Source organism: Pseudomonas neustonica, from assembly GCF_003797945.1.
Classification (GTDB): Bacteria; Pseudomonadota; Gammaproteobacteria; order Pseudomonadales; family Pseudomonadaceae; genus Halopseudomonas; species Halopseudomonas neustonica.
Genome location: NZ_RKKU01000003.1, coordinates 76,700 through 103,525, shown reverse-complemented (window position 1 = coordinate 103,525; position 26,826 = coordinate 76,700). Strand labels below are relative to the sequence as shown.

Annotated in this window: 26 protein-coding genes; 19 read left to right on the top strand and 7 right to left on the bottom strand. The window is 56.8% G+C overall.

Annotated elements, in window-relative coordinates:
* The first annotated feature begins 149 nt into the window (after positions 1-149).
* Together EF096_RS04150 and EF096_RS04145 are read left to right on the top strand one after the other, a co-directional pair.
* The gene (locus EF096_RS04150; protein WP_123888360.1) at positions 150-2,327 is read left to right on the top strand and encodes a malate synthase G; all 2,178 of its coding nucleotides are present in this window, start codon (positions 150-152) and stop codon (positions 2,325-2,327) included.
* 196 nt (positions 2,328-2,523) lie between these two features.
* Positions 2,524-2,838, top strand: a complete 315-nt coding sequence (locus tag EF096_RS04145; protein ID WP_123888359.1) for an antibiotic biosynthesis monooxygenase family protein — start codon at positions 2,524-2,526, stop codon at positions 2,836-2,838.
* A 21-nt stretch (positions 2,839-2,859) separates the two neighbouring features.
* Here EF096_RS04145 and EF096_RS04140 read toward each other — a convergent pair whose 3' ends face one another.
* Positions 2,860-3,399: a DUF3087 family protein gene (locus EF096_RS04140; RefSeq protein WP_123888358.1), complete on the bottom strand. Its 540-nt coding sequence runs from the start codon at positions 3,397-3,399 to the stop codon at positions 2,860-2,862.
* Between the two features lie 125 nt (positions 3,400-3,524).
* On the opposite strand from EF096_RS04140, the gene EF096_RS04135 reads away from it, so the two are divergent.
* The 7 genes from EF096_RS04135 (at position 3,525) to EF096_RS04110 (ending at position 10,543) form a co-directional block, all read left to right on the top strand.
* On the top strand, positions 3,525-4,205 hold the full coding sequence (locus EF096_RS04135) for a hypothetical protein (RefSeq protein ID WP_123888357.1): 681 nt from the start codon (positions 3,525-3,527) through the stop codon (positions 4,203-4,205).
* Between the two features lie 142 nt (positions 4,206-4,347).
* On the top strand, positions 4,348-4,506 hold the full coding sequence (locus EF096_RS20250) for a hypothetical protein (protein WP_158611234.1): 159 nt from the start codon (positions 4,348-4,350) through the stop codon (positions 4,504-4,506).
* A 186-nt stretch (positions 4,507-4,692) separates the two neighbouring features.
* Positions 4,693-5,517 carry a hypothetical protein gene (locus tag EF096_RS04130; RefSeq protein ID WP_123888356.1) on the top strand — a complete coding sequence of 275 codons (825 nt, stop codon included), beginning with the start codon at positions 4,693-4,695 and terminating at the stop codon, positions 5,515-5,517.
* Between the two features lie 135 nt (positions 5,518-5,652).
* Positions 5,653-7,524 carry a diguanylate cyclase gene (locus EF096_RS04125; RefSeq protein WP_123888355.1) on the top strand — a complete coding sequence of 624 codons (1,872 nt, stop codon included), beginning with the start codon at positions 5,653-5,655 and terminating at the stop codon, positions 7,522-7,524.
* A complete protein-coding gene (locus EF096_RS04120) occupies positions 7,502-8,266 on the top strand; it encodes an esterase/lipase family protein (protein WP_218565705.1) in 765 nt (254 codons plus the stop codon). Before EF096_RS04125 ends, EF096_RS04120 begins: the two co-directional genes overlap by 23 nt.
* 38 nt (positions 8,267-8,304) lie before the next feature.
* Positions 8,305-9,072, top strand: a complete 768-nt coding sequence (locus EF096_RS04115; RefSeq protein WP_123888354.1) for a phosphatase PAP2 family protein — start codon at positions 8,305-8,307, stop codon at positions 9,070-9,072.
* A 163-nt stretch (positions 9,073-9,235) separates the two neighbouring features.
* The gene (locus EF096_RS04110) at positions 9,236-10,543 is read left to right on the top strand and encodes a sensor domain-containing protein (RefSeq protein WP_372237843.1); all 1,308 of its coding nucleotides are present in this window, start codon (positions 9,236-9,238) and stop codon (positions 10,541-10,543) included.
* 27 nt (positions 10,544-10,570) lie between these two features.
* Here EF096_RS04110 and EF096_RS04105 read toward each other — a convergent pair whose 3' ends face one another.
* Positions 10,571-11,110: a cytochrome b gene (locus tag EF096_RS04105; RefSeq protein ID WP_123888353.1), complete on the bottom strand. Its 540-nt coding sequence runs from the start codon at positions 11,108-11,110 to the stop codon at positions 10,571-10,573.
* A gap of 238 nt (positions 11,111-11,348) precedes the next feature.
* Between EF096_RS04105 and EF096_RS04100 the strand changes: the two genes are divergently transcribed.
* The 5 genes from EF096_RS04100 (at position 11,349) to EF096_RS04080 (ending at position 15,413) form a co-directional block, all read left to right on the top strand.
* Positions 11,349-12,335, top strand: a complete 987-nt coding sequence (locus EF096_RS04100; protein WP_123888352.1) for a diacylglycerol/lipid kinase family protein — start codon at positions 11,349-11,351, stop codon at positions 12,333-12,335.
* Complete coding sequence (locus EF096_RS04095; protein ID WP_123888351.1) at positions 12,332-13,141, top strand: metallophosphoesterase family protein; 810 nt, start codon at positions 12,332-12,334, stop codon at positions 13,139-13,141. Before EF096_RS04100 ends, EF096_RS04095 begins: the two co-directional genes overlap by 4 nt.
* Before the next feature lie 3 nt (positions 13,142-13,144).
* The gene (locus EF096_RS04090; RefSeq protein ID WP_123888350.1) at positions 13,145-13,864 is read left to right on the top strand and encodes an extensin-like domain-containing protein; all 720 of its coding nucleotides are present in this window, start codon (positions 13,145-13,147) and stop codon (positions 13,862-13,864) included.
* 119 nt (positions 13,865-13,983) lie between these two features.
* Entirely contained in the window at positions 13,984-14,766 is a 783-nt protein-coding gene (locus EF096_RS04085; protein ID WP_123888349.1) for a sulfite exporter TauE/SafE family protein, read from the top strand.
* A gap of 41 nt (positions 14,767-14,807) precedes the next feature.
* Complete coding sequence (locus EF096_RS04080; protein WP_123888348.1) at positions 14,808-15,413, top strand: glutathione S-transferase family protein; 606 nt, start codon at positions 14,808-14,810, stop codon at positions 15,411-15,413.
* A 22-nt stretch (positions 15,414-15,435) separates the two neighbouring features.
* Here EF096_RS04080 and gtfA read toward each other — a convergent pair whose 3' ends face one another.
* Together gtfA and EF096_RS04070 are read right to left on the bottom strand one after the other, a co-directional pair.
* A complete protein-coding gene (gene gtfA, locus EF096_RS04075; RefSeq protein ID WP_123888347.1) occupies positions 15,436-16,878 on the bottom strand; it encodes a sucrose phosphorylase in 1,443 nt (480 codons plus the stop codon).
* 105 nt (positions 16,879-16,983) lie between these two features.
* Positions 16,984-18,198, bottom strand: a complete 1,215-nt coding sequence (locus EF096_RS04070; RefSeq protein ID WP_123888346.1) for an MFS transporter — start codon at positions 18,196-18,198, stop codon at positions 16,984-16,986.
* A 221-nt stretch (positions 18,199-18,419) separates the two neighbouring features.
* Here EF096_RS04070 and EF096_RS04065 point away from each other — a divergent pair, with 221 nt between their 5' ends.
* The gene (locus EF096_RS04065) at positions 18,420-18,887 is read left to right on the top strand and encodes a YqaA family protein (protein ID WP_123888345.1); all 468 of its coding nucleotides are present in this window, start codon (positions 18,420-18,422) and stop codon (positions 18,885-18,887) included.
* Here EF096_RS04065 and EF096_RS04060 read toward each other — a convergent pair.
* The gene (locus tag EF096_RS04060) at positions 18,884-19,114 is read right to left on the bottom strand and encodes a VF530 family protein (protein WP_123888344.1); all 231 of its coding nucleotides are present in this window, start codon (positions 19,112-19,114) and stop codon (positions 18,884-18,886) included. The two genes, EF096_RS04065 and EF096_RS04060, sit on opposite strands and share 4 nt — an antisense overlap.
* Positions 19,115-19,248: 134 nt before the next feature.
* Here EF096_RS04060 and EF096_RS04055 point away from each other — a divergent pair, with 134 nt between their 5' ends.
* From EF096_RS04055 to EF096_RS04045, 3 genes are all read left to right on the top strand, one after another.
* A complete protein-coding gene (locus EF096_RS04055) occupies positions 19,249-19,776 on the top strand; it encodes an RNA methyltransferase (RefSeq protein ID WP_123888343.1) in 528 nt (175 codons plus the stop codon).
* Between the two features lie 9 nt (positions 19,777-19,785).
* A complete protein-coding gene (locus EF096_RS04050) occupies positions 19,786-21,012 on the top strand; it encodes a BaiN/RdsA family NAD(P)/FAD-dependent oxidoreductase (RefSeq protein WP_218565706.1) in 1,227 nt (408 codons plus the stop codon).
* 170 nt (positions 21,013-21,182) lie between these two features.
* Positions 21,183-22,928: an amidohydrolase gene (locus EF096_RS04045; protein WP_123888341.1), complete on the top strand. Its 1,746-nt coding sequence runs from the start codon at positions 21,183-21,185 to the stop codon at positions 22,926-22,928.
* Here the strand turns inward: EF096_RS04045 and lnt are convergent.
* Positions 22,925-24,553: an apolipoprotein N-acyltransferase gene (gene lnt, locus EF096_RS04040; RefSeq protein ID WP_123888340.1), complete on the bottom strand. Its 1,629-nt coding sequence runs from the start codon at positions 24,551-24,553 to the stop codon at positions 22,925-22,927. The genes EF096_RS04045 and lnt overlap by 4 nt on opposite strands.
* 214 nt (positions 24,554-24,767) lie before the next feature.
* Between lnt and EF096_RS04035 the strand changes: the two genes are divergently transcribed.
* Complete coding sequence (locus EF096_RS04035) at positions 24,768-25,658, top strand: acyltransferase (RefSeq protein WP_123888339.1); 891 nt, start codon at positions 24,768-24,770, stop codon at positions 25,656-25,658.
* Positions 25,659-25,684: 26 nt separating this feature from the next.
* Here the strand turns inward: EF096_RS04035 and ald are convergent, their stop codons facing one another.
* Entirely contained in the window at positions 25,685-26,809 is a 1,125-nt protein-coding gene (gene ald / locus EF096_RS04030) for an alanine dehydrogenase (protein ID WP_123888338.1), read from the bottom strand.
* Positions 26,810-26,826 lie beyond the last annotated feature (17 nt).

Sequence of the window (26,826 nt, the reverse complement as noted above, 5' to 3'; positions counted from 1 at the left end):
CACCAGCGATCTTGACGCCGCGCGGCCACACAGAATTCCACGTTATGAGCATGATTTGCAACCGATCATCGTGTAACATGCTGCCTCTCCAAATTCCACGTCCTGATGCGCAAAGCGCGCAGGTTGTTAGCAGAGTGAGGGTTTTCAAAATGACAGAGCGCGTCCAAGTTGGCGGTTTGCAAGTTGCCAAGGTTCTCCACGACTTCATTAACCAGCAAGCTATCCCCGGCACCGGCGTTGACGCCACTGCCTTCTGGGCTGGCTTTGAAGCCCTGATCAACGACCTGGCACCCAAAAACAAGGCCCTGCTGGCCAAGCGCGATGACTTTCAGGCGCAAATTGACGCTTGGCATCACGCGCACAAGGGGCAACACCACGACGCTTCTGCCTACAAAACCTTCCTGCAACAGATCGGTTACCTGTTACCCGAGCCTGCAGACTTCCATGCCACCACAGAGAACGTAGACGACGAAATCGCCATCATGGCAGGTCCGCAACTCGTGGTACCGGTCATGAATGCACGTTTCGCGCTGAACGCTGCCAACGCTCGCTGGGGCTCGCTGTATGACGCGCTCTACGGTACCGATGCCATCTCCGAAGAAGGCGGCGCAACCAAAGGGCCGGGATACAACGAAATCCGTGGCAACAAAGTCATCGCTTTCGCTCGTAGCTTCCTCGATCAGGCAGCGCCGCTGGCAAAAGGTTCCCATGTCGATTCAACGGCTTACGCCATCAAGGATGGCCAGCTCACTGTTGCCCTGAAAGATGGCAGCAGCACTGGCCTGAAGACGCCAGCTCAGTTTGTCGGCTTCCACGGCGCCGAAGACGCACCTACCGCGGTGTTGCTCAAGCACAACGGCCTGCACTTTGAAATCCAGATCGACGCGACCAGCAACGTTGGCCAAACCGACGCTGCGGGCGTAAAAGACGTACTGATGGAGTCCGCGCTGACCACCATCATGGACTGCGAAGACTCTATTGCCGCTGTCGACGCTGACGACAAAACCGTGGTCTACAGCAACTGGCTCGGCCTGATGAAAGGCGACCTGGCTGAAACAGTCAGCAAGGGTGGCAGCAATTTTACCCGCACCATGAACCCCGATCGTGAGTACACCCAGGCCGACGGCTCCAGCCTTACCCTGCACGGGCGCTCTCTGCTGTTCATTCGTAACGTTGGTCATCTCATGACCAACAACGCCATCCTCGACAAGGAAGGCAATGAAATACCAGAAGGGATCATGGACGGCGTTGTCACCAGCCTGATTGCCATGCATAACCTGAACGGCAACACCAGCCGCAAGAACACCCGCACCGGCTCGGTCTATATCGTTAAGCCGAAGATGCACGGACCAGAGGAAGTGGCCTTCACCACCGAAATCTTCGGTCGCGTGGAAGACCTGCTGGGCCTGACCCGCAACACGCTGAAAGTCGGCATCATGGACGAAGAGCGCCGCACTACGGTCAACCTGAAAGCCTGCATCAAGGCAGCCAGCGAGCGCGTTGTATTTATCAACACCGGCTTCCTGGATCGTACCGGCGACGAAATCCATACTTCTATGGAAGCTGGCGCCTTCATTCGCAAGGGTGAAATCAAAGGTGCGGTGTGGATCGGCGCCTATGAAAACAACAACGTTGATATCGGCCTGGCCACTGGCCTCAAGGGCCGTGCCCAAATCGGTAAAGGCATGTGGGCCATGCCCGATCTGATGGCGGCCATGTTGGAGCAGAAAATCGGCCACCCGATGGCCGGTGCCAACACTGCCTGGGTACCTTCACCGACTGCAGCTACCCTGCACGCACTGCACTACCATCAGGTTAACGTTGCCGAGCGTCAGGACGAACTGGCCAAGCGCACGCCGGCTTCTGTCGATGACATCCTGACCATTCCGCTGGCCGCCAGCACCGACTGGTCCAAGGAAGATATTCAGCAGGAGCTGGACAACAACGCCCAGGGCATCCTCGGTTACGTTGTGCGCTGGATCGACCAGGGCGTAGGCTGCTCCAAGGTGCCGGACATCAACGATGTGGGCCTGATGGAAGACCGCGCTACTCTGCGTATCTCCAGCCAGCATATCGCCAACTGGTTGCGCCACGGCATCTGCAGTGAAGAGCAGGTGATGGAAACCATGCAGCGCATGGCGGCGGTTGTTGATCGTCAGAATGAAAGCGATCCGGCCTACAAGCCGATGGCACCCAACTTTGATGACAGCGTAGCTTTCCAAGCAGCGGTTGAACTCTGTGTTGAAGGGACCAAGCAGCCAAACGGCTACACCGAGCCGGTTCTGCATCGCCGTCGCCGTGAGTTCAAGGCGAAGTTCGGCCTGTAAGCACAGCGCAGCGATAAAAAGAACCCGGCCTTGAGCCGGGTTCTTTTGGTTTGGGACAGGCAATAAAGAACAGCAAAAGGCTATTGGCCGCGACAAAGAAAAACGTCGCTGCTACGGTGGTGCGCAATAGGGGTGTTGTTAACACAACGCAAAATGCCAGGTTCACTAGCGCCCTACTGCAACAGGAGGCACTCGCATGAAATTTATTTTCGAGGTAACGATCAAGGAGGGCTACCGGGCTGAGGATTACGCCGAGGCCTGGGTTCGCGCCAGCCAGCTGATTCAGCAGGCGCCGGGTGCGCGGGGCACAGAGCTTCATCGCAAGATAGGGGATCCGCGCACATTGATCGCCATTGCCCACTGGGACAGCAAGGCCAATCGCGACGCTATGGAGGGCAAGCCGAACCCGGAGATCGCCAGCATCATCAAAGGCGCTTCGCGTTACTGCGATATCCGGCTGATTGGCGAATTTGAAGATCCAGAATGGCGGGTCATACCACCCGCCTCTTGAGCTTGCACTAACTTGGCTAGCTCAAGCGCGCGCTGACGCCTTGACTGACTCCAGCCACTCGCTGTGCAATTGATAACAGTCGCTGGCCAACCCCTGCGTCTGCATGGCCTGGGCCAGTTGCTCACGCTCCGCCACCAGATCTTCCAGCGCGCTGGTGTTGCCGTCCAGGCGATGCATCTCCAGCAGCCCAAGATGATAGAAACGCAGTAACTGCATAGCAGCTGGATGATTACTTGCCACACCATCTTTGACCTGATGCATGATATTGGTAATCCGCATCAGACTGCGCTTCAAACCCCAGCCATAGGCAGCTGGCCGCATCAGCTCAAGATGCCACAGCCCATAGCGCACAATCAGCGCAGTCAACGTCAGGCCCAAAATCACCCCGGTCAGATTCCACTTGAAATTACTCACCTCTGGCTGCCCAAACAAAGCCACCAACAGAGCGGATAATGACATCGCCAGCAAGACAAACAGGCAAATGACCACCAGCGTGCTTTTACGCGTCTGCTGGCGATAAACCACCGGATCGCGCTGTTCAATTTCAAATAGAATCGCCATGCTATACCTCTATGCTTTATCACTGCGCTGCAGTGTACGCAGTCCGAATGCAAAAGGCAGCTGCGCGCCCGCTATACTGTACTCTGAACTTAGCCCTCCAACCCAAACTACAACATGGTCTGCTCATGCCTATTTATCGCCTCCGCTCATTCAGCTTGCGCTTGCTGACGACCACCTGCCTGGCCTTTTTGCTAAGCGCCTGCGCAATACAGCAAGCAGATCAAAGCGAAACCGAGCAGATGGTCAACAGCGTGATAACCGGCAAGCTGCACAATGGGCACTACCGCGCAGCGGACAACAGCTTCCAGGCTGACGCGCCCTTCCGACCCGGTACTGGCAGCTATCGCAGCATGCACATTGCCGAGTCCTTCGATATCAGCGAAAGCCAAGTACAATTCACCTCCTCGGCAGCCCCTGTCGAGGTTTACCGCGTGCACCTGTTCAAGGGCAATATACCCGCGGAGGGCGAGCTTTACCGCCAGGCTACCGCCCAGTATTTTGAGTTGTTTGAGGAACGCTACAATACAACGCTGGAGCCTATCACCCTGCAGGACCAGCAAATCAGTGGTGTAACAGCGACCAGCGCGACCTTCGGCCAACACATCCCGCAGCGCAGCGCGCTGGGTATGACGGCCGATGAAGTGGATATCTGGCACAGCTATTACTACCTGGAACGCGGCGATAACGCGGCTTTTATCTGGATCAACCGCCCACAACCTGATCAGGCAGGCGCCACGCCAGGGGCAGAGCAACGCATCCGCGACTTTATCGACTCGTTTCAACTAAACGCCAAAGCGCTGCGTTAAATATCTGCCGGGCTGATCTCAGAGCGACTTGCCATTAATCGCTTACTGCCACGCCGCCAAACCAAGGAATCACGGATGTCAGTCAGGAGCGCAAGGAAAACAGGCCGCAAAGCAGCCAGATCAACTGGCACTCCAAAGCAGCATGAGCAGCACCGACCACAAGGGTCGAGTGATCCAGCTCTTCAGGCTGCAGCTCAGCCAGGAAGGTAAACCCCTGATCCTCGCTGAAGGCATCGCAGGGAAAAGCGCTCCCGAGCAGCTGCGAGAAGATCTGATCGAGAAATTGTTTGCCCCCAATTAAGTTATCTGGCCCTTGGTAGCCGGGGGGCAACAGGATAAGATTCGCCTACGAATATTCGCGTAGCGAACCAGGATCGCGCCGCGAATGTGCCGTGCGCCCTTGCACACTCTTTATTGCTCATCATCCAGCTCACGCCACTCCTATAGACGCGAGCTGGATTAGTCATATTCAATCAGGACTACCATCATGTTTCGCCAGTTGCCCGCCCTCGCCCTGACGCTTTGCCTTGCCGTTATCCAAGGCTGCGCCACCTATACAACGCCTGCTGGCGGGGTCAATATTCCATCGCTTGGCGATGGTGACATCGCCGAACTCATGGCGATCGAGCCTGCCGCCAGGTTCCCTGCTCGCCTTGCCGTAGCGCGAGTGCAATCTCCCGGCTACAGCTCACGAACTACCGACAGCTATGGTATCGGCCGCTACAGCGTCGTAACCACCCGCGACATTGAAGACGAAGCCGACTTCAGCACGCTGGCGAGCATGGATAGAATTGCCGGTGTAGCCCCAATAGGCCGACTACTGCTACCCGAGCAACTGGATAGCATCAAGGATCTGCGACTGTCAGCGGCGCGCTTGAAGGCCGATATGCTGCTGATTTACTCGATCGATACCGCCTTCCACGTTGAAGGCAAGGCATTGGGGCCTCTCACTGCCATCACACTGGGCTTCCTGCCCAGCAAGAAAGCCTTTGTATCTTCAACCACCTCGGGCCTGCTGGTCGACGTGCGGACTGGTTATATCTATGGCGTAGCCGAGGCGACCGAACGCAATGAGCAACGCACCAGCGTGTGGGATAGCGCCGACGCCGTGGACCGGGCCCGAGTCGAATCAGAAGCCGCCAGTTTCGATCACTTCGTGGGCGAAGTGGGGACGCTATGGAGCAATACGCTCCGCCAGTACGCCGTCAGCGCGCCAGCGCCGCAGTCGGTATCACCACCCCCGAGTAAGCCGACACCCACCGCGCCCGCCATACTGGAACCCACCAAGGCGCACGAAACCTACACCTTTTAGCGCAATAACCCGTTTGCTATAAGTCACGCCAGTCACTGACGGAGGACTCGCAGCTAATTTCGCCAGTCTGCTCAAGCTCCGTTACACTGAAGGTCAACGCACTCTGCTGCCACAAGGCAAACTGGGTGCCTATGCATGGATGACAAAAAAAGCACCAAACGGACTCTTATGCCCAACCGTTATCGCAGCCTGCCCACATTTTGCCTGATGCTGACTTGCTGTCTGTTGGCACTGCTGCTCAGTACCGGCGCAAAAGCCTATGAGCTGGAATCAAAGCCACATATCAATCTGTCACCGCAACTGTCGGTATATCAGCATCAAGGCTCCCCCACCGATCTGCATGGCGCCCAACTCGCCTACTCCCGACAGGCTTTCGCTCCCGCCAGCAGTAGCGCCAAAGCCAGTAACTTTGGCCTGACCCAGGCACAAATCTGGTTACGCACAGAGCTGGACACACCCAGCGATACGCCAACCACCTGGCTGCTGGAAGTAGCTCATGCCTCACTGGACGATGTTGACCTCTACCTGGCCCGCGAAGGAGAACCTTTTCAACACCAGCACTCTGGCGACCATATCGCCTTTAGCGCCAAACCCATCCAGCACCGCAATCATGTATTCGAGTTACAACTACAACCGAACAGCCACTACATCCTGTACCTGAGTGTCGACTCAGAAGGCACGCTGGCTGCGCCGGTCAGCCTATGGCAACCCTATGCGCTCTGGCACCAGGACCAATTAACCTACTCAATGCTGAGCGTCTACTACGGCCTGCTGCTTGCTCTACTGGTCTACAACCTGTTTCTTTACCTCTCACTGCGCGACCCGCTATACCTGATCTATGTCGCCTTTATCAGCTGCCTGGCAATCGGCCAGGCCGGGCTTTCAGGACTGGTTGGGCAGTTCATCTGGCCAGATAATGCGTGGCTTACCAATCTGACCCCTACCACTGCCGTTGCTGCGGCCGGTTTTTTTGGCGCCATGTTTGTGCAGCGCTTTTTAGCACAAACGCCTCGGCGTATTCATTTGCAGTGGCTGATGCCATCGATCAGCTGCGCCTACGCGGCGACCGCTATCTGCGCGATATTCTGGTCTTACCATCTGGCCGCCGTTGCGGTGAATCTGATTTCCCTGCTATTCGCGGCTAGCGCCTTTCTTCTGGGCGCAGTAAGTCTTTACTTCAAAGAGCCGGGGGCGCGCTTTTTCGTCCTTGCCTGGGTATCCTTTTTGTCCGGCGTAGCCGTTATTTCACTGCACAATCTCGGCATATTGCCGTCTAATGCACTAACTGCGAACGCGCTAGCTATTGGCTCTGGACTCGAGATGTTGCTGCTATCGCTGGCACTCGCCGATCGGATCAGTGACATTCAGCACTCACGCGACCAAGCGCAAGCATTAAGCCTGCACATTCGTCAGCAGATGCTGGAGAACGTCCGCGAAAGCGAGCGCCTGCTGGAAGCACGAGTAACCGAGCGCACACTCGAACTCGAGCAGGCCAACAAGCAATTACAACAAAGCCAGCAACTACTGGAACAGCAAGCCAAATATGATCCTCTTACCGGGCTTGGCAATCGCTCGCTGCTGGCTGAGCGACTGCAGGAGGCACAAGCTCGTGCTGATCGACGCCAGACACGCTTCGCGCTATTGGTTGCAGATCTGGACAGGTTCAAAAATATCAATGACAGACTCGGTCATGCGGCCGGCGATGAAGTGCTGGTCGAAATAGCAAGGCGGCTAAACGCATCAGTGCGCGCCACTGACGTGGTAGCGCGCATGGGTGGCGACGAGTTCATACTGGTGCTTGAGTCGGTTGGCGATCACGCTGACTTGCCAAAACTGCATACCAAGATACGAGAAGCGATCTGCACCCCGATTGTGCTGAGCGGTGGAGAGACAGTGAGCGTGGGCGTCAGTATTGGGTCCGCCTTTTATCCAGACGATGCAGCCAACGCAACGCTGCTGTTCAACCATGCCGATAGAGCCATGTATGACGAAAAGCCAACTATCTGAGCTGCAAATGCCTACCTTGCGATTCGGATTGCGCTTGCTGGTCATCATCGTGCTGTGCACTGTTGCCGTCGCGCAGGCGCGCGCCAGCGAATGTGTTGTTCTCCTGCATGGACTCGCGCGTACCAGTAACTCCATGAACGATATGCAAGAGGCGCTCAATAAGGCGGGCTATCAGGTGGTCAACCTCAACTACCCGTCACGCGACTTTGCCGTAGCCAGGTTAGCCGAGATAGCCATACCACCCGCATTGCAAGCCTGCGCACCGGACGTCACCGTGCACTTCGTTACCCATTCGCTGGGAGGTATTCTGGTACGTTATTATCTGGCGCAGCACGAGCTTGGCCAGCTGGGCCACGTGGTGATGCTGGCACCGCCAAATCAGGGCAGTGAGGTGGTTGATAATCTTGCCGATGTAGCCGGTTTCAGTTGGTTAAATGGTCCTGCCGGACTAGAACTGGGCACCGGAGCTGAAGACGTACCCAAGCAACTGGGACAACCGAACTTCAGTCTGGGCATTATTGCCGGCACCCAAAGTATCAACCTGATTCTTTCAACCATGCTGCCCGACCCGGATGATGGCAAGGTTTCAGTACAAAGTACCAAACTCGAAGGTATGACCGACCACATCAGCTTGCCTGTCACCCATACCTTCATTATGCAAGCACCCGACGTCATCGCGCAGACGCTGCACTTTCTCGCCAACGGCAAATTCAACCATTCAGAACACGCCTCGGTACGTTAATATCACGTCGCAACATCATTCAAACAACAAGGCCCAGCATGCTGACAGACAGCCTAATCGACTTCGGCGGGGTGCTCCTGAGCATCGCACTGCTTTACTTCAGCTTGTTGAGCTACGCGCGCTGGCGGCGACCCCATTGGCACACCCGCTTACAGGAAAGGCGAGCGGTAACGCTGTTGCTGCTGTCCTTATCGGTGATCGCAATCCAGGTCAGCCAAGAGGTGCTAGGCGGTGAAACCAGTGAGCTGGATATTGCGATCCTCGAGTTTCTTCACCAGCACGCCTCTGCCACGACCGTCACCTTCTTCCAATGGGTCACCCTGGCGGGGTCTTCGCACTTCCTGACACCGCTCGGCGCAGTACTTACCGCCGTATTGCTCGTTGCTCGTCACCGCCGCGAAGCGCTTTTATTGGCGACCTCAATGATCAGTAGTGGATTACTGATCTACCTGATCAAGATGGCAGTCGCGCGCGAGCGGCCGGCACTCTGGGATACCGCGTGGTATTGGGGCTACAGCTTTCCCAGCGGTCATACCATGGGGACCGCAGCCTGCGCCACCGCGCTGGCTCTGTGCGCGACTAGCTTTTGGCCAGCGGCGCGCCTGCCAGCAATCATATTGGCAGGCCTATGGATAGCGCTGGTGGCGTTATCACGCCTGGTGCTGGGCGTACACTGGCCAACCGACGTACTGGTTGCAGCTTGCCTCGGCACGGTTGTGCCCATACTGCTGCAACTCACGTTTAATGCCATAAGGCCCGCAGAAAGACGCATCCCCGGGGTGAACGAGCAAAGTCAGGAGAATTGATCTTGCGTTCACAATGCGCGCCAAGAGCGCGCCACTTCAGTGTAAAGTTGAGCGACTAACCGTCGTAACATGACTATAATGCCATCATAACATCAGGATACGGACGTCCTTCCAAACACCAGTCCATAGGCCTTATTTCATGCACAATGCGTAAGCCGCACCCATGAGCTCAACGATTCCGATGTCACCTGCGACCCATCTTGTCGACATGTTGCTTGATGCCGTTTGCATGGTCGACGAACATGGCACATTCGTTTACGTCAGCGCCGCGTGCGAGCGCATTTTTGGTTATACCCAGGATGAGTTGATCGGACGCCACATACTCGGTCTGCTTCACCCCGATGATATTGATGCCACCCTGCTGGCGGCGCAGCGCGTGCGTAACGGTGAGTTGATCCCGCACTTCGAAAATCGCTACCTGCGCAAGGATGGCAGCGTCGTCCATATCATGTGGTCGTCGCGCTGGTCCGAAGAAGACCAATTACGTATCGCCGTCGCGCGCGACATCACTGAACGCAAACAATACGAAGTCATGCAGTCGGCGGTATACGCCATTTCAGAAGCAGCCAACAACGCTGAGGATCTGAATACGCTGTGCAGTCACGTCCATCAGATTGTTGACCGGCTACTCCCCGTCAGTATTTTCAGCCTGGCGCTGCACGACCCCGGTAGTGGCGAGATTCATTTTCGCTATCACGGCAGTGACAGCAATCTAACCCCAACAGAGCTGGCTTCAAGAACCATCGCGGATGGCAAACAACAGCTATTTACCGCTGGCGACGAAACCGACACAACCGAGGCCAACTGGCTAGGCGTGCCACTGCTGGCCAGAGAAACCGCCTTTGGTGCACTGGTTCTGCATCGTCAAGCGGGCGGCGCTACTTTTAGCGAAGAGGACCGCGCACTGCTGCAATATGTCTCCACGCAGATAGCCACCGCCGTTCAGCGTGTGCAGATGCAGTCCAGGCTACAATTTCTGTCACATCACGACCAGTTGACCGGCCTCCCCAATCGAGCACTGTTAAACGATCGACTGGTAATGGCGCGCAGCCGCGCAGAGCGCGAGGGCAGCGGAATCGCACTCCTTTTTCTCGACCTGGACCGCTTCAAGGAGATCAACGACAGCATGGGCCATGCGATTGGCGACTTGCTACTACAGGAAGTCGCAAGCAGGCTGCGCAGCGTCGTGCGCGCAGCCGACACGGTCGCGCGCATGGGCGGCGATGAGTTTGTGCTGCTGCTGGAAAGTATTACGCACGAAGAAGACGCCTGCCAGGTCGCCGAAAAAGTCTGCAATAAGCTAAACGCTGCCTATCATCTGGACGGCCACGAGGTACAGTGCGGAACCAGCATCGGCATCGCGGTAAACCTGACCCCCACCGAAGGCTCGGAACACCTGCTCAAGCGCGCAGACCAGGCAATGTACCGCGCCAAACAGCAGGGCGGTAACCGCTATGCACTGGCAGAGTAAGCCGCTCACTCTGCCAGCAACCCTTGTCTACTTGCCTGGCAACATTCGCGTCAGAGTGTTATCACGCCAGAAATAGTGATGGGCAACGCCTGCCGCTGCATGCAAACCAATCAGCCAGTAGCCCGCCACGCCACCCCACTCATGAATTTCCTTCAAGTCGCCAGCCAATGCCTTGTTAGGCGCCAACAACGAAGGCAAGGTCAGCCAGTCGAAAATCTGCGTTTTGCCACTCGCGCTTAGTATCAGCCAGCCGAGCAAAGGTAGTCCGATCATCAGCGCGTACAACGCCAGATGCATCAGCCCGGCAACACGAGTCTGCCATTGCGGCGGCACTGGCTGGATTGCCGGAGCCTTGAACAGGGCACGCCCAAGTAGTCGCAGCCAGACCAGCACAAACACCGACATACCCAGCGCAAAATGCAGGTGTTTTAGCAAGTCACGGGTATCGCTACCGCGTGGAAAATTCCCCCTTAGCTCGATGCAGGCATAAACCGCAGCGATCAATAACAACATCAGCCAGTGCAGGCTGATATTCAAGCGGTGATAACGGGCTGGAGCGGGTGTCATGATCAGAAATTCCCTGTCTTGGTTTAATGTGCTGCCAAGCCTATGCTCAGCAGCTTAACTTCTGCTTAAGGTTCCGCTAATCGCTCAAAAGCGATTGCTCACATCCCCCGCCCCTCACACTCAGCCAAGCGGCAAGGGAACCATCAGCTGCTTGACTGACCTAAGCAACACTAGCGACTCAATTTCTTTGGCGCCGACAGGCAAGACTGTCTGGCGTCCACCACCTCAGGGTAATGGAATGCCGCGGAACTTTACCGACTCACGCCCTGCTGCGCCCCAGCCCCAACTGCGCGGTGACGAAACCTTTTATATCGTGCTCAATACCGGCTCGGGCAAACATCAGGGCAGCGAAGTACAGGACTGCATCAGACAAGTACTGAATGCCGCTGGTCGGCAATTCGAGCTGATAGAAGTAAAGGGTGGCGCCAACCTGGCAGTAGCAGCCAAGCAAGCAGTTGAATTGGCGCGCGCCAATAAGGGGGTAGTGGTTGCTGCCGGCGGTGACGGAACACTGAATGCCGTCAGCAACGCGGTACTGGGTACTGGCTTACCCTTTGGCATTCTGCCGCAGGGCACTTTCAATTACTTCGGACGTACCTACGGTATATCACAGGATACTGAAACCGCCACTCGAAACCTGCTTGATTCGGTAATTGAGCCAGTACAGGTTGGCATGCTGAACGGCAAAGTATTCCTGGTGAACGCTAGCCTGGGGCTGTATCCAACCTTGCTGGAAGATCGTGAGGCCTATAAACAGCGCTATGGCCGCAGCCGCTGGGTTGCCTTGTGGTCAGCTCTGGTCACCTTGTTCCGCGCGCATCGCCAGCTCTCGGTGCAGCTCGATTTCGAAGGCAGTACACGCTCCCTGCAAACGCAGACCATCGTCATTGGCAACAACGCACTACAGTTAGAACACATAGGAGTTGATCAGCAAGTTGAGCTACAGCGCGATCACCTGGTGGCCATGACGGCAAAACCGCTGAGCACCCTGGCTCTTTACGGCCTGGTAGCGCGCGGCCTTATCAGCCGCATGGGCGAAGCGGACAACCTGATCAGCTTCGGATTCAGCAAAATGACAGTCCGCCTGGGGCCAACACGGCGACGAATCAAGGTGGCAATGGACGGTGAGATATTTCGCTTGCGCGCCCCCCTGGAATTTCATGTGCCCAAGGACTATCTACCCCTGCTGGTGCCACGCAATGAGTTACTGCGGGAGCGCGTATGACCTGCCTACTGCATATCTCTGACCCGCACTTTGGTACCGAACAAAACAGCGTCCCGGACGCACTGCTGCGCTTGGCCAGGCAACAGGCGCCGGACCACGTACTACTCAGTGGCGACATTACCCAGCGAGCACGGCCAGGCCAATTTGCTGCCGCCAAGGCGTTCACCGACCAGTTACCGGCGCCCGTTTTGACCGTGCCCGGTAATCACGACATCCCGCTGATCCTCAATGTAGTGGCACGCCTTTTTTATCCATATCGCAACTATCAAGCGGCATTCGGCAAAGAACTGGAACCCGTACTCGACACCGAGCACCTGCTGGTGATCAGCGTCAACTCAACCAAACCATCCCGGCACAAGAACGGCGAAGTGAGCGCGGAGCAGATAGCGCGCGTCGCCAAGCGGCTAAGGCAGGCTAATCCGGGACAGTTACGCGTCGTGATGCAGCACCATCCCGTGAGCGCCATCGAAGCGTCCGACCAGGCCAACCTGCTGATTGGTCGCGCGCAAGCAGTACCCGAATGGATTGATGCTGGCATGGACCTGCTGTTGGCCGGGCATATTCACCTGCCTTACATACGCCCCCTCAGCGGGCAGGAAACGCAGCGTACCGGCTGGACAGCACAGGCCGGCACCGCCGTATCGCAACGCGTGCGCGGCAGCATCCCCAACTCGGTCAATCTGATCAGGCACGAGTGCCATGAGGGACGCCACCAGTGCAGCGTTGAGCGCTGGGATTATGCTGAGCAAGAGGACGAGTTCCAGTTATTCAGCGAAACTGATCTGGCTTTGTACCGGAGCCGTTAACACGTGCGTTTATTCAAATCCGGCTTTGCAGCCCTGTTCTGCCTGCTCTTACTTTTGACTCTGTTCGCGCTACTGCAACCCTGGTGGACGCTGCCATCAGCCTGGAACCCGCGTACGCCGCTGAGCCTGGATGATGCCATCACCCCGGTTACCCGCTGGAAAATGCACCAACTGCAAAGTGCGCCCCAGCACTGTCTGGCGCTGCTCAACAGCGCCGAGCCTGACGCCCTGCAGCATATGCCGCTTGAGGACTACACGCCGGTCGCCGGCTGCCCACTGAGCAACGTAGTGCGCGTGCAGCGCACGGGCGTTCGCTTTAGTGCACCTTTCACCCTGACCTGTCCGGTCGCCGTCAGTTGGCTTATGTTCGAGCGCCAGCGCCTGCAGCCACTGGCAGAGCAACATTTTGGTGAGTCCATCAGCCGCATCCAGCACTTCGGCACCTTTGCTTGCCGCAACATTTATCACCGCAAAAACGCCCGCCGTAGTCAGCACGCTAGCGCGGCAGCCTTCGATGTCGCCGGCTTTACTACCCAAAGTGGCGTGCGGGTCAGCGTCCTCAAGGACTGGAATAATCAAAGCGCAGCAAACAAGTCAGCATTCCTGCATGACGTACATGACGCCGCCTGTGATTATTTCGGCACTGTCCTCGGGCCGGACTACAATGCCCCGCATGCCAATCATTTCCACCTCGACAACAGTAACTTTGGTTACTGTCGCTGACCGCTTTGCGAAGCTCACCGCAGGCGAGCTGGATCAGTCTGTTGCGGTAGCTACAATTGTTTCAGCGGATGCCTAACCGCTAAACTGAGCGCCCTTCTCGCCTGCCTCAGCGGAGCACCATGTCTGACCTGTCGCTATCCCAGCTCGCCCTGATTGGCCTCATATTTGTCTGGAGTGGTTTTGTTCGCTCGGGGTTAGGATTTGGCGGCGCGGTGCTATCACTGCCCTTTCTGCTGCTGGTCGATAACGATCCGTTGGTTTTTTTGCCGCTGATTGCCGCACACCTGCTGCTGTTCTCCTCGCTCACCATCTTCTTGAACAACCGCAAGCGTGCCCCCAAAGCCGATGGCGAGGTGCGCGAGAGCACCGTCGACTGGCGCTATTTGTGGCGTATGTTGGGGATCATGATAGTGCCGAAGATGATTGGCGTGCTGGGTCTACTGACGCTGCCGGCCAGCGTAATGAGCATCATCATTTTCTGCATCGTCGGCACCTATTCGGTGTCCTACATTCTCAACCGCCCCTTTCGCAGTAACAGCAAACTGGTGGACACCGTGTTCCTGATGCTGGGCGGTTACGTCAGTGGTACCTCGTTAATTGGCGCACCCTTGATCATCGCCGTAGCGGCACAGCATGTAGCCAAGGAAAAATTGCGCGACACCCTGTTTGCCCTCTGGTTTATTCTGGTTGCAATCAAGATGGCCGCGTTCATCTACGCTGGCGTCGATCTGCAACTGATACACCACCTATGGTTACTGCCCTGCGTCACCCTGGGCCATTTTATTGGCCTACGCTTTCACGACCACATGCTTAAAGGCGAAACCAGCAAATTCTTCCGCATTCTTGGTATCACCCTGTTAGCCATCAGTTGTATTGGCCTTTGGGAGATTCTGGCTGCCTAGCCCACGCAAGCTCAAGAACCAGCTCTTACAGGAGCCATTAGATGACCGAATTGAAGCTCTATTCCAATGCACAATCACGCGGCCGCATCGCGCACTGGATGCTGGAGGAAACCGGCACTCCTTATGAGACGGTGTGGATCGAGTATGGCGAGCAGATGAAGAGCCCCGAGTACCTGGCGATCAACCCAATGGGCAAGGTCCCGGCAATGGTGCATGGGTCCATGATCGTTACCGAGTGCGCGGCCATTTGTGCCTATCTGGCTGATCGCTTTCCGACGAATAATCTAGCACCGGCAATAGATGATCCGCGCCGAGCTATTTACCTGCGCTGGCTGTTTTTTGCCGCAGGCCCGCTGGAGACAGCGGTAACTGCTCGTACTCTGGGCTGGGAAGTGCCTGAAGGGCAAAGCCGCATGGCAGGATTCGGTAGTTACGCGGATACGATCAATGCGCTGGAAACGGCCTTGCAGGACGGCCCGTGGCTGTGCGGCGCGCAATTTACCGGTGCAGACGTCTACATCGCATCTCAGTTAGGTTGGGGCATGATGCTCGGCACTATAGAAAAACGCCCGACCTTTGCACGCTATGTGGAACGCGCCTATGCCCGACCGGCCCACGTGGCAGCAGATCGACTAAACGGCGGCTGACTTACCCGCGACGCGCTTTCGGTCAGCAAGTGAAGTGCTGCTCACTCAGGTCCTGCTCATCCAGATAGAGAACACGCGCTGTTTTGAACCGCAGGTCGACCGTGAGATGACAATAGTGCTCGCCATGCCGCCAAGCCATGGCGACGCTGCTGTCATTGGAATAGTTCAACTCGAAACGGCCATCAAAAGCCGGGTAATTACTGCGAAAGCGCATCAATTTCAGTAGCCGCTGCACCACCGGCTGCTCAATCGCCTCGTCCACCTCCCCCAGGCTGTAGTAATGCCGGTTGATGTCGCGCAGCTCGCCGGTCTGCTGCATCAGATCCTCGTCGTTACAGCCAGCGAGCAGACCAACATAGTAAACCTGAGGAATGCCAGGACAGAAAAACTGGATGGCGCGCGCCGCGATGTAGGCGTCATCGTTCTGCATCAACGCATCGTAAAAGGTACAGGTCAGCTGGTAGATCGCGCCGACACTGTTAACCCGGGCAGCAGAGCGCCTCAGTATGGGGTCGGCGCTGCGCTCGTTGATGTTATCAATCAGCTCCTTGATCTTGTCATCCGGCAGCACACCTTCAACATCAGGAATACAAATGCCATCGTGCGTATCCAGTACGGTGATCATATTGCGCGGGCACATACGCAACCAGTTTTTCAAATAGACGCTATTAGCATCCAGCAGTGAATACAGCATCAAGGGCGGTAGAGCAAAACCGTAGGGATGCATATTTCGGCGTGAAATCGCGTACTGGTAGCTGGTGTGGTCATGCACTTCAGGCAAGCATTGCGCACCGTGGCGCAACGCGACGTCATTGATCCACTCGAGAATGCGATAAACATCAGGCTCAACCAGAAAACAGCTGGTGCCGATGCGCTTGGTGGTATAACCAAAGGCGTCCAATCGCAGCAGCTTTACCCCCCGCGCGGTCAGGAAGCGGATGTATTCTTCCATCAACGCATAGGTCAGCGGAGACTCGTAGTTAAGGTCGATCTGCCGTTCGGTAAAGGTACACCAAACCCGCCCGCGGCTGCCGTCGGCAAAGGTCACGTCGCGAAAAGGCTCCTTCTCCTTGCGGATATGGATTTTGGCGAGATCATCCGGTGTAATCTCGCCGAAGCGCTCAACGTGCACAAAAAGCTCGGCATGCGGCGAGTCATATCCTTTATCGAGAAAGTCGAGAAACTCAACCGACTCGTCAGAGATATGGTTGACGGTGAGATCGCAACACAGATCATAGTCAGCGGCCAGTCGCTCAATATCCCCCCAGTCGCCGAACTCAGGGTCCACTTCCTTATGCGTCAGGGGAGAAAAACCGCCATCGGCATTGGAGGGGAAAAACGGCAGTATATGCACACCACCAATAGCGTCAGCTAAATGCTTATCCAGCGTGGCATGCAGGTCTTTAAGATTGCTGCCAAGGCGATTGGGATAGCAGATGAGTTGGACGGCATTGCGCAGCGACATAGGCGGTATCCTTGCAGAGAGGAAAAAGACTGGCTGCCTACTACCTTAGCCGGGCAACCAGACTGCTGCAAAAAACACCGTTTTGATCTGACTAGCTGAAGGCTATCAGGCAGGCAATGGATGGCGACGCTCATGACGCCGCGCCAACCAATAGAGCCCCAGCCCACCCAGTGCAGTAAAAGCCCCCACGTATCCGGTGGACGTCCAGCCAAACCCGGCAACAATCGCCATGCCGCCCAGCCAAGGCCCCAAGGCATTAGCAATGTTAAAGGCCGCATGATGAGCAGAGGCAGCCAGCGTCTGCGCATCAGCCGCCACATCCATCAGGCGGGTCTGCAATGGCGGTGACAAGGCCACCATACTGCCCACCGCAACGGACGCCAGCAGGATGCTCCACATGGCTTGGGCCGCAAGCGGAAACAGCAGCAATACCAGCGTGCTCCAGACCAGCACTACACCTACCGCGCGGAACTGCAAGCGCTCAAACAACCAGCCACCTGCCAGGTTACCGATAATGGCGCCAACACCAAACGCCGCCATAGCCAGCGGCACCAGCGCGCGGTCGACCTTGGTTACGTCCAGCAGCGTCATCGCCAGATAGCTGAAAACACAAAACATACCGGCAAAACCGATGGCGCCGATGCCAAGCGCGAACCAGACCTGAGGCCGACGAAAGGCCTGCAGTTCGGTTAATGGATTGCTGGGTTTATGCCGCGCATCGAGCGGCAAAAACAGGGCAATCATCGCAACCGTGATTAACGCGATAACCGCTACCGCAACGAAAGCGTAACGCCAACTGATGGACTGTCCCAGCATGGTAGCTAAAGGATTACCAATCAGAATGGCCAGCGTAAGCCCCAACATCACCTGGCTGACGGCAGCAGCTCGTTTATTAGGCGCAACCAGCGAGGCTGCAACCAGCGCGGCAACACCAAAATAGGCACCGTGCGGCAAACCCGCGATAAAGCGCGCCAGCATCAAGCTCTGATATCCCGGTGCCAGCGCGCTACCCATATTGCCTGCAGCAAAAAACAGCATCAGCAGCAGCAACAGATGCCGTCGCCGCAGCCGCGCGCCAAAGATTGCCAAAACAGGCGCCCCCACCATCACGCCAACTGCGTAGCTGCTGATCACGTGACCAACCTGAGGCTCACTCACGTTAAGGTCAGCCGCCATGTCAGGCATCAGGCCCATAATCACAAATTCCCCGGTGCCAATGGCAAAACCACCGACCGCGAGCGCCAGCAAAATCAGCCAGGAAGCAACTTTGGCCGGCACTTCGGCTGCGGACGGGAGGGCTTCCAGCGATGAATCAGACATGCAGATTCCTGTCGTGTAGTAGAAAAAAGGGGCGATTATTCGCCCTTTGCCTACAGAGGTGAACCCTTGCCGCAGTGATTCCGCAATAATTTACGGAAATAGGCAGAAAACCCATTATTTCGCCGCAATACATCCGCGAAAACAGCGCTTAATACTGCGTCAAATCGAGCTAAGGTCAGTAATCCGGTATGCTGGCCACCCCGGAATCAGGAAAAAGCTGCATGTGGGATATGACAAGTTACGCAGGACTCTTTCTGATCGCGTTTGGTGCCGCCACGGTACTACCCGCGCAATCAGAATTTGCGTTGGTCGCCCTGCTCCTGCAGAACCTTCACCCCGTATCCCTGCTGTTGCTGGTAGCCACTGCCGGCAACGTACTCGGCGCCATGCTCAACTGGGTTTTGGGGCGCTATCTTGAACAGTTGCAACACAAGCGCTGGTTTCCTCTAAAGCCTAAACAACTTCATCGCGCGCAGGCTACTTATCACCGCTGGGGTTATTGGTCGCTGCTGATGAGTTGGGCGCCCTTCATTGGCGACCCGCTGACCATCGTTGCCGGCTTGATGCGCGAACCCCTGTGGCGCTTCATGCTGATCGTCACGCTAGCCAAGGGCGGGCGTTACCTGCTGCTGGCCGCCGCTACCCTTGGCTGGGTTCCGGCAGAAGCGCCGGCGCAAGGTGCCACTTAGCGCTGCGACTGAATATATAAAGCCTCAACCTTGGTCCGCGCCCAGGGTGTCTTGCGCAAGAATTTGAGGCTCGAGTTGATGCTCGGCTGACTGAGAAAACAGTTGATCGGAATGCGCCTGCCCAACTCCTCCCAGCCATACTGCTCAACCAGATCGCCAACAATCGTCTTTAGCGTTACCCCATGCAGCGGGTCTGCGTGCTTGATCTCGCTGGGCTCTTGCGGCATATCGGTATCCTGATTGATCTGTTTACCGCCAAGGCTCTGCTGAGCTAAGCGGCGAAAGTCTGTATTCTACCCGCAGCGGGCTGCTTGCCCAGCCCCGACCCGCGAATTCAGCCTCGGTAGAAATGGAATAGCAGATGAATGATCCCCAGGTTCTGATCGGCCTGAGTAATCCCAAGAGCCCGACCAACGTGGGTGCCATACTGCGCGCTGCGGGTTGTTTCAACGCGAATGCAGTGCGCTATACCGGCACACGACATGATCGAGCGGCGCAATTCAATACCGATACCCAGAAGGTTAATCAGCGTATTCCTGCCACACGTGTGGAGTCTCTGCTGGAGCCACTGCCCGCTGGCACGCAGATCGTTTGCATTGAGCTGGTTGAAGGCGCGGTTGCACTGCCGGAGTTCGTCCATCCGCAGCGTGCGCTCTATGTGTTTGGCCCAGAGGACGGCACTCTGGAGCAGGCGCTCATCGACCGCGCTGACGCGGTGGTATATATCCCTACCCAAGGCTGCCTCAACCTGGCTGCGACCGTCAATCTGGTGCTCTACGACCGTTTATGCAAAGACCCTCAGTATGCTCGCGGCGACGAACTGATTCGTCGCAGCCGGGATACCAACAACAATGTTAGAATCCGCGGCAAACCTGCCAGCCAACGATAAGTGCCCGCCGTGACTCACACCTCCGCAGACTTCGACGTTATAGTGCTTGGTGCCGGCGCCTCCGGGCTGTTCTGCGCCTTTACCGCGGCCCAACGTGGGAGACGGGTATTGGTGCTGGAGCGCGCCAACAAGATCGGCAAAAAGATCCTGATGTCCGGTGGCGGACGCTGCAACTTCACCAATCAAATGGTCGAGCCAAACAATTTCCTGTCGCGCAACCCACACTTTTGCAAATCTGCCCTCCAGCGCTACAACCAATGGGAGTTCATATCCCTGGTCGAGCAGCACGGCATTGCCTATGAAGAGCGCAAGCACAGCCAGCTGTTTTGCCAGGACTCAGCCAAACAGATCGTCGCCATGCTGGAAGATGAGTGTATACAGGCTGGCGTCGAGATCCGCACTCAGTGCGAACTGGAGCGGCTGGAAGCGCTAAACGAGACCGGCAATGCTGCGCGCTATCGCTTGCATCTGCAGCAAAGCGGGCGGCCCCAGAAGCTGACCTGCACCACCGTGGTGGTTGCCACCGGCGCGCTGTCGGTACCCACATTAGGTGGTTCAGGCATCGGCTACCAACTGGCCGAACAGTTTGGCCTGAAACTCATACCCAGGCAGGCCGGGTTGGTGCCCTTCATGTTCAGCGACACCATGAAGCCACTGTGCGAGCGACTGTCCGGGCTCGCACTGGATATTGAAGTCAGCTGCAATGGCCAGTCGTTCAGCGAGGCCATGCTGTTTACCCATCGCGGCATCAGCGGCCCGGCAATATTGCAGATATCCAACTACTGGGCACCTGGCGATGAAATCAGTATTGATTTACTCCCCGGCATTGATGCCCTTGAATGGCTACTGCAGGCCAAGCGAGAACAGCCACGTAGCAGACTGAAAACGCTATTGGGCAAACGCTTGGCCAAGGGGCTGGTCAGCGAGCTGCAGCAACTTTGGTGGCCGCAGCAGGACGATACGGCATTGGCCGAATTCAGCGATCGACTGCTGAGCGACATCGGCCAGCGACTGAATGCGTGGTGCCTGAAGCCCTCCGGCACTGAGGGCTACCGCACCGCCGAAGTCACGCTCGGCGGCGTCGATACCGACGACGTAAGCTCCAAGACCATGGAAGCCAAGCATCAAGCAGGCCTGTATTTCATTGGCGAGGTGCTGGACGTTACCGGGCATCTTGGCGGATTCAACTTCCAGTGGGCCTGGTCATCTGGCTATACCGCGGGCCAGTTTGTCTAACTGCCAGGCTGAGATGACTATTTCAGCCGCACAATGAGCATATCTGGCCGCGCATTAAACTCCCTGACTTATCAACCTTGTCTACACTGTCACGACGATAGCAATGCGTGCGTGTGCTGGACAGCAGGGTTCACCGCATTCGGGTGTAACGTTTTGGACAAGGAGTACACATGACGGTCATTCCTCGAGGTTTCCACCTGCCTATAGCAGCGTTGATAGGAACCCTCGCCCTGCCCAGTGCAGCGCAGGCAGCGGTCATAAACCCAGCGGACGCGTTTTTTTTCGGCGGCCCTATCCTGACCATGGACGATGCCCAGCCAAACGTGGAAGCCGTCGCAGTTGATGATGGCATCATCGTCGGTGTCGGCAGCCGCGCCGAACTGGAAGCCGATTTTCTCGGACCAGAAACCCAACTGCACGACCTGAAAGGTCGCACTCTGATTCCTGGCTTTGTCGACGCTCATAGCCACTTTTCCTTTGTTGGCATCCAAGCCATCGCTGCCAATCTGTTGCCGCCTCCAGACGGCCCCGGCAGCTCGATCGCCGAGCTGCAGGCAGCACTGAGGGAGTACCTGAACAGCAGTTCGCGCGCGCAGGACTACGGCATACTGATCGGCTTCAACTACGATGATTCGCAGTTGCTGGAGCAGCGCCACCCCACCCGACAGGAGCTGGATGCGGTATCTACCAGCCTGCCCATCATGGCCATTCACCAGTCAGGTCATCTGGGGGTTTACAACAGCAAGGCGCTGGAAGTATTAGGAATCAATGCCGATACAGCCAATCCAGAGGGCGGTACCATTTACCGTGAGAAAGACGGCGTCACTCCTAACGGCTTGCTGGCAGAGAACGCGCATATTGGCGCCTTGCTTAAGCTGATACCCAGGTTTACGCCACAACAGAGCATCGACATGCTCATGCAGGCGCAAGACATTTACCTGGCCAACGGCTTCACCACTATTCAGGACGGCCGCACCTCACCCGATACCTTGCAAGGCCTTGCGCAGGCTGCCAAGGCGGGATACTTCAAGATCGACGTAGTTGCTTATCCGGACCTGGTCAGCAATCTACAGAACCCTATGCTTAAAGGGCCGCTGATGTCTCGTGACTATGCCGATCACTTTCGTATCGGCGGCGTCAAACTAACCTTCGACGGCTCGCCACAAGGCAAGACAGCCTGGTTTACCCACCCTTACTTCCAGCCACCCGAGCACGAGGATGCCAACTATAGCGGTCATCCGCTATTCGCTGACGAGGCCGAAGCACGCAGGATAATGAAGCAGGCCTATGACCATGACTGGCAGGTACTGGTGCATGCAAACGGCGACGCGGCTATTGATCAACTGATCCGCCTGACCGATGCAGTGCAACAAGATATACCCGATACCAGGGATCCTCGCACCGTGCTTATTCACGGACAGTATCTGCGAGCGGATCAAATACCCGAACTGGTCAGACTCGGCATTTTCCCTTCGCTGTATCCCATGCACACCTTTTATTGGGGCGACTGGCATAGTTCATCGGTAGCCGGGCCGGAGCTGGCTAAATTTATCTCGCCGACAGGTACACTGCACCGCGCAGGAATCAAGTTCAGCATCCATTCTGATGCGCCCGTCACCTTCCCCAGCGCCATGCGCATCTTGCACAGTGCGACCAATCGAGTCACCCGTAGCGGCGTCATCCTGGGGCCGGAAGAGCGATTGGATGCGCTGACGGCACTCAAGGCAATGACCATCTGGCCGGCCTACCAGCACTTCGAGGAAAACAGCAAAGGCTCTATTGAAAAGGGCAAGGTTGCTGACTTGGTTGTACTGTCGCAAAACCCGATCACGCTGCCGCGTGAGCAGCTGCTGGAGCTGAAGGTCATGGAAACAATTAAGGACGGGGAAAGCGTATACCGTGCAGACGCCCTCTAACTGCGCCGCGAGCGGCGCCCAGCCATAAGCGCGCCAAGCAATAGCAAGGCCAGGGCGGCGTAGAGACAACGCTGCACCAACACAGCATGACGGCTGTAAAAGCTGCCACCCGACTGTGCCGAGAAGGGTATATCGACCAGCAACTCCGCCCTTGAGAATGCCTGTGTGCTAGCAATAATTCGCCCGCTGGGAGAGGTTGCAACCGAGGGACCGTTATTGATCAGGTGCACCATAGGCACGCGGTTTTCCACGCCCCGTACGATGGACATATCGCGATGCTGGAAAGGTTGCGAAGTTTCACCAAACCAGTTGTCCTGGGAGAGAAACAGCAGCAGCTTGCCGGCCGCGTCAGCGCCGATGGAGTCCGCTACAAACTCGGGAAAGGCCGTCTCATAACATACCTTGGGGATCACCCGCATAGTACCGGCATTGAACTGCATATGCTCTGTACCGGCTCCCAGCGGCCGCAGATAGTCACCCATAAAAAGTTTGGTAACCTGGACAACGCCCGGAAGCTCAAAAAACGCCGGCAGGTATTCACCAAACGGCATGCGCTTGACCTTGCGATACTGCCCCGCGAGCACGCCATCGGAGGCCAACCAGGCAACGGTGTTATAGCTCACCCGCTGAGACTTCAACCAACGCGTTTCAACATCGTGAAAAAACAACGGCACGCCCCACCGCCTGACCTCTTTGGCGTAACCATCACGAACGGTGAACAGATCGTAATACCCTTTATAGCGTGCTTCAGGCCAAGCTATCCATTGTGCTCCCGCCCTCGCCAGTCGGCGGCTAGCCAGCATTTCTTCCGGCGCCTCTCGGGTAAACCCCGCACGCGGCTCAGGGATACGCCGACGCGGCGGGTCATTGGGCTGCACCAATCCAATGCGGGTCGTCTCCCAATGACGCGCCTGGGTATCCCAGTAATTCAAGGCGTATACGCCGTAGCCAAACCACAGCAGTAATACACCTGCGGCCGTCAGCATAGCGCAACCAGCCGCGCGGTCGCCGCGGTGAGCAGCCTGCAAAAAATGAAACACAAGCGTACTGAAGATCAGCATTATGATATTCAGGCCCTTGGCACCAAACAGATCTACGCCTTGCAACGCAACCAGAAAGCGAACCTGGCCTTCGGCAAAATCGGTAACGAAAAGCTGCGGAAAAACAGCCATCACGGCGGTCACTACGAGAGGAAAGGTGAGCAGGTCGAGACGCGGCAAACGCTCAGCCACCCAGCGATACAGCAGACAAGCAAAGCCCACGGCAAGCCCTGTATACAACCAGAACAGCATCGCCAGACAGGCACTAGCCAGCCATGAGAGCCCCTTGAGATGGATCATAAAGTCGATCATCCAATGGCTGGCTCCGGCAAAGCAGAGAGCACCAGCCACCCAACCAAGTAAAAAGGCTGCCGGCAGCCGGGTCCCACGCACGGCAAAGAGCAGTGGCAGACCGGCCAGCCAACCGGTCCAGAACAACGCCGGGTTAACCCAGGGAGCAAACATCATCACACCGCTGATCGCCGCCAGCAGAAAACGAGTACTCCAAGGCATGGTCAGGGTAGGCTGACCCACAGCCGGGGCATCATCCAGAAAGGTCGTGGATGGAGCATCAGACGACGACATGTAACCTCTTGTTATTATTCAGCGGTGCCCCACCAGCTTGGCACCTTGCTGCCAAGCCTCAGGATCTGTCGGTTATAGCGATGCCATGACAATAGAAGCGCCACCGCCAACGCAACATCACCCGTTAGGGTGAGTTAACCGCCAAGAGCAGGCTGGCGTGGCACGAGCGAAACCCGGTATTCTTGTTCCTTTGCTCGAAAAGGGATACTTACCCATGCCCCATTGGTTGACGGGTTTGCTGACCTGCCTGTTGATTCTGCTGAACACCCTGATTGGTATCGGCCCGATGCTGATACTGGGTATCATCAAGGTCGCTATTCCCAATACTGACCTGCGACGCCATTGCTCCAAGGGCGTCATGTGGATCGCAGAAACCTGGGCAGAGGTCAACAAGGGTATTTTTCACCTTCTGCTGCCGACCAAATGGGATGTGCGCTGCGATACTCCACTCAAAGCAGATCAATCCTACCTGGTCATCAGCAATCATCAATCCTGGGTCGATATCCCCGCGCTGGTTAACGCATTCAATCGTAAAACGCCCTACTTCAAGTTCTTCCTCAAGCGCGAGCTAATCTGGGTTCCCTTCCTGGGCCTGGCTTTCTGGGCGCTCGACTACCCCTTCATGAAGCGCTATAGCAAAGCCCATTTGGCGAAGCATCCGGAGGATCAAGGCAAGGATCTGGAGATTACCCGCCGGGCCTGCGAGAAATTTCAGAAACTACCGGTGACGGTCGTCAATTATCTGGAGGGCACACGCTTCACACCGGCCAAACATCGCCAACAACAATCGCCCTATCGCTATCTGCTCAAACCCAAGGCGGGTGGCATTGCCTTTGTCGTCGCCACGCTCGGCGCGCAAATGAGTTCAGTGCTGGACGTCACGATTCTTTACCCGGGTGACCGTCCGCCAGGCTTTTGGCGGTTGGTCAGCGGCCAAGTATCGCGCATTACCGTCGACATTCGTGGCCGCGCGCTACCCGCTGAACTGGTGGCGGGTGACTACAGTCTGGACCCGGAGTATCGCGCGCGTTTCCAGCAGTGGGTCAGCCAGCTCTGGACAGAAAAAGACCAGCTCATTGCCGAGCTGCGCCAGGAAAACGCTTAGCGGCGCAAAGCTGGGCAACAATATAGTTAGTCCGGTAACCCGGCAATCACCTCACTGAGTACCTGACACGGCATATCCAATGCTTCGGCGACTTCCGCATTGCACAGCGCACCGCCGCTAACATTCAACCCATGGGCCAAATGCGCGTCATCAGCCAGTGCGCGCTTCACGCCTTTGTTGGCCAGCGCCAGCACAAAAGGCAAGGTTGCGTTATTCAGCGCCTGGGTCGAGGTACGTGCTAACGCGCCCGGCATATTTGCCACGCAGTAATGCACCACTTCGTCGACGATATACGTCGGCTGATCATGGGTCGTGGGGGCGGACGTTTCCGCACAACCGCCCTGGTCAATAGCCACATCTACCAGCACAGCCCCAGGCTGCATGCGTGCGACCAACTCTGCACTGATGAGTTTAGGCGCCGCCGCACCAGGAATGAGCACAGCGCCAATAACCAGATCGGCACCCAACAACTGTTCCTCCAGCGTCGCACCCGTTGAGTACAAGGTGTTGATGCGGTTGCCATACAGGGCATCCAGACGTCGCAAGGCGTCCGGATTCTTATCCAGCACAGTGACATCTGCACCCAGGCCAACAGCCATGGCCAAGGCATTACTCCCCACCACACCGCCGCCAAGAATAACTACCTTGCCACGCGGCACACCCGGCACCCCACCCAGCAGTACGCCGCGACCGCCTCTCGCTTTCTCCAGGCAGCCAGCGCCAGCTTGAATAGCCATACGCCCGGCCACCTCTGACATGGGTGCCAACAACGGTAACCGCCCGTGCGCATCGGTCACCGTTTCATAGGCAATACAGATAGCGCCGCTGGCCAGCAGCTCCTCAGTCTGAACGCGATCCGGCGCCAAATGCAGATAAGTAAACAACACCTGTCCCGGCCGCAACCGGGCGCGCTCCTCGGCTTGTGGCTCCTTGACCTTAACCAGCAAGTCAGCCTGCGAAAACAGGTCATCAACTGATACCAGCTCGGCTCCCGCCTGACGGTAAAGAGCGTCGTTGTAGCCGATGGCCGTGCCCGCGTCATACTCGATGAACACCTGGTGCCCCTGCCGTACCAGTTCGCGTACCGACTGCGGCGTCAGACCCACGCGGTACTCGTGATTCTTGATCTCTTTTGGAACGCCAATCTGCATGGCTCTGCCCTCCTGAC

Excerpts from the sequence above, each read along its gene's own strand:
- EF096_RS04055 (WP_123888343.1), top strand. The coding sequence starts at position 19,249 with ATGAATGATCCCCAGGTTCTGATCGGCCTGAGTAATCCCAAGAGCCCG.
- EF096_RS04035 (WP_123888339.1), top strand. The coding sequence starts at position 24,768 with ATGCCCCATTGGTTGACGGGTTTGCTGACCTGCCTGTTGATTCTGCTG.
- EF096_RS04060 (WP_123888344.1), bottom strand. The coding sequence starts at position 19,114 with ATGCCGCAAGAGCCCAGCGAGATCAAGCACGCAGACCCGCTGCATGGG.
- EF096_RS04135 (WP_123888357.1), top strand. The coding sequence starts at position 3,525 with ATGCCTATTTATCGCCTCCGCTCATTCAGCTTGCGCTTGCTGACGACC.
- EF096_RS04130 (WP_123888356.1), top strand. The coding sequence starts at position 4,693 with ATGTTTCGCCAGTTGCCCGCCCTCGCCCTGACGCTTTGCCTTGCCGTT.
- EF096_RS04095 (WP_123888351.1), top strand. The coding sequence starts at position 12,332 with ATGACCTGCCTACTGCATATCTCTGACCCGCACTTTGGTACCGAACAA.
- EF096_RS04115 (WP_123888354.1), top strand. The coding sequence starts at position 8,305 with ATGCTGACAGACAGCCTAATCGACTTCGGCGGGGTGCTCCTGAGCATC.
- ald (WP_123888338.1), bottom strand. The coding sequence starts at position 26,809 with ATGCAGATTGGCGTTCCAAAAGAGATCAAGAATCACGAGTACCGCGTG.
- gtfA (WP_123888347.1), bottom strand. The coding sequence starts at position 16,878 with ATGTCGCTGCGCAATGCCGTCCAACTCATCTGCTATCCCAATCGCCTT.
- EF096_RS04110 (WP_372237843.1), top strand. The coding sequence starts at position 9,236 with ATGAGCTCAACGATTCCGATGTCACCTGCGACCCATCTTGTCGACATG.
- EF096_RS04100 (WP_123888352.1), top strand. The coding sequence starts at position 11,349 with ATGCCGCGGAACTTTACCGACTCACGCCCTGCTGCGCCCCAGCCCCAA.
- EF096_RS04150 (WP_123888360.1), top strand. The coding sequence starts at position 150 with ATGACAGAGCGCGTCCAAGTTGGCGGTTTGCAAGTTGCCAAGGTTCTC.
- EF096_RS04125 (WP_123888355.1), top strand. The coding sequence starts at position 5,653 with ATGGATGACAAAAAAAGCACCAAACGGACTCTTATGCCCAACCGTTAT.
- EF096_RS04045 (WP_123888341.1), top strand. The coding sequence starts at position 21,183 with ATGACGGTCATTCCTCGAGGTTTCCACCTGCCTATAGCAGCGTTGATA.
- EF096_RS20250 (WP_158611234.1), top strand. The coding sequence starts at position 4,348 with ATGAGCAGCACCGACCACAAGGGTCGAGTGATCCAGCTCTTCAGGCTG.
- EF096_RS04070 (WP_123888346.1), bottom strand. The coding sequence starts at position 18,198 with ATGTCTGATTCATCGCTGGAAGCCCTCCCGTCCGCAGCCGAAGTGCCG.
- EF096_RS04145 (WP_123888359.1), top strand. The coding sequence starts at position 2,524 with ATGAAATTTATTTTCGAGGTAACGATCAAGGAGGGCTACCGGGCTGAG.
- EF096_RS04140 (WP_123888358.1), bottom strand. The coding sequence starts at position 3,399 with ATGGCGATTCTATTTGAAATTGAACAGCGCGATCCGGTGGTTTATCGC.
- EF096_RS04105 (WP_123888353.1), bottom strand. The coding sequence starts at position 11,110 with ATGACACCCGCTCCAGCCCGTTATCACCGCTTGAATATCAGCCTGCAC.
- EF096_RS04065 (WP_123888345.1), top strand. The coding sequence starts at position 18,420 with ATGTGGGATATGACAAGTTACGCAGGACTCTTTCTGATCGCGTTTGGT.
- EF096_RS04120 (WP_218565705.1), top strand. The coding sequence starts at position 7,502 with ATGACGAAAAGCCAACTATCTGAGCTGCAAATGCCTACCTTGCGATTC.
- lnt (WP_123888340.1), bottom strand. The coding sequence starts at position 24,553 with ATGTCGTCGTCTGATGCTCCATCCACGACCTTTCTGGATGATGCCCCG.
- EF096_RS04080 (WP_123888348.1), top strand. The coding sequence starts at position 14,808 with ATGACCGAATTGAAGCTCTATTCCAATGCACAATCACGCGGCCGCATC.
- EF096_RS04085 (WP_123888349.1), top strand. The coding sequence starts at position 13,984 with ATGTCTGACCTGTCGCTATCCCAGCTCGCCCTGATTGGCCTCATATTT.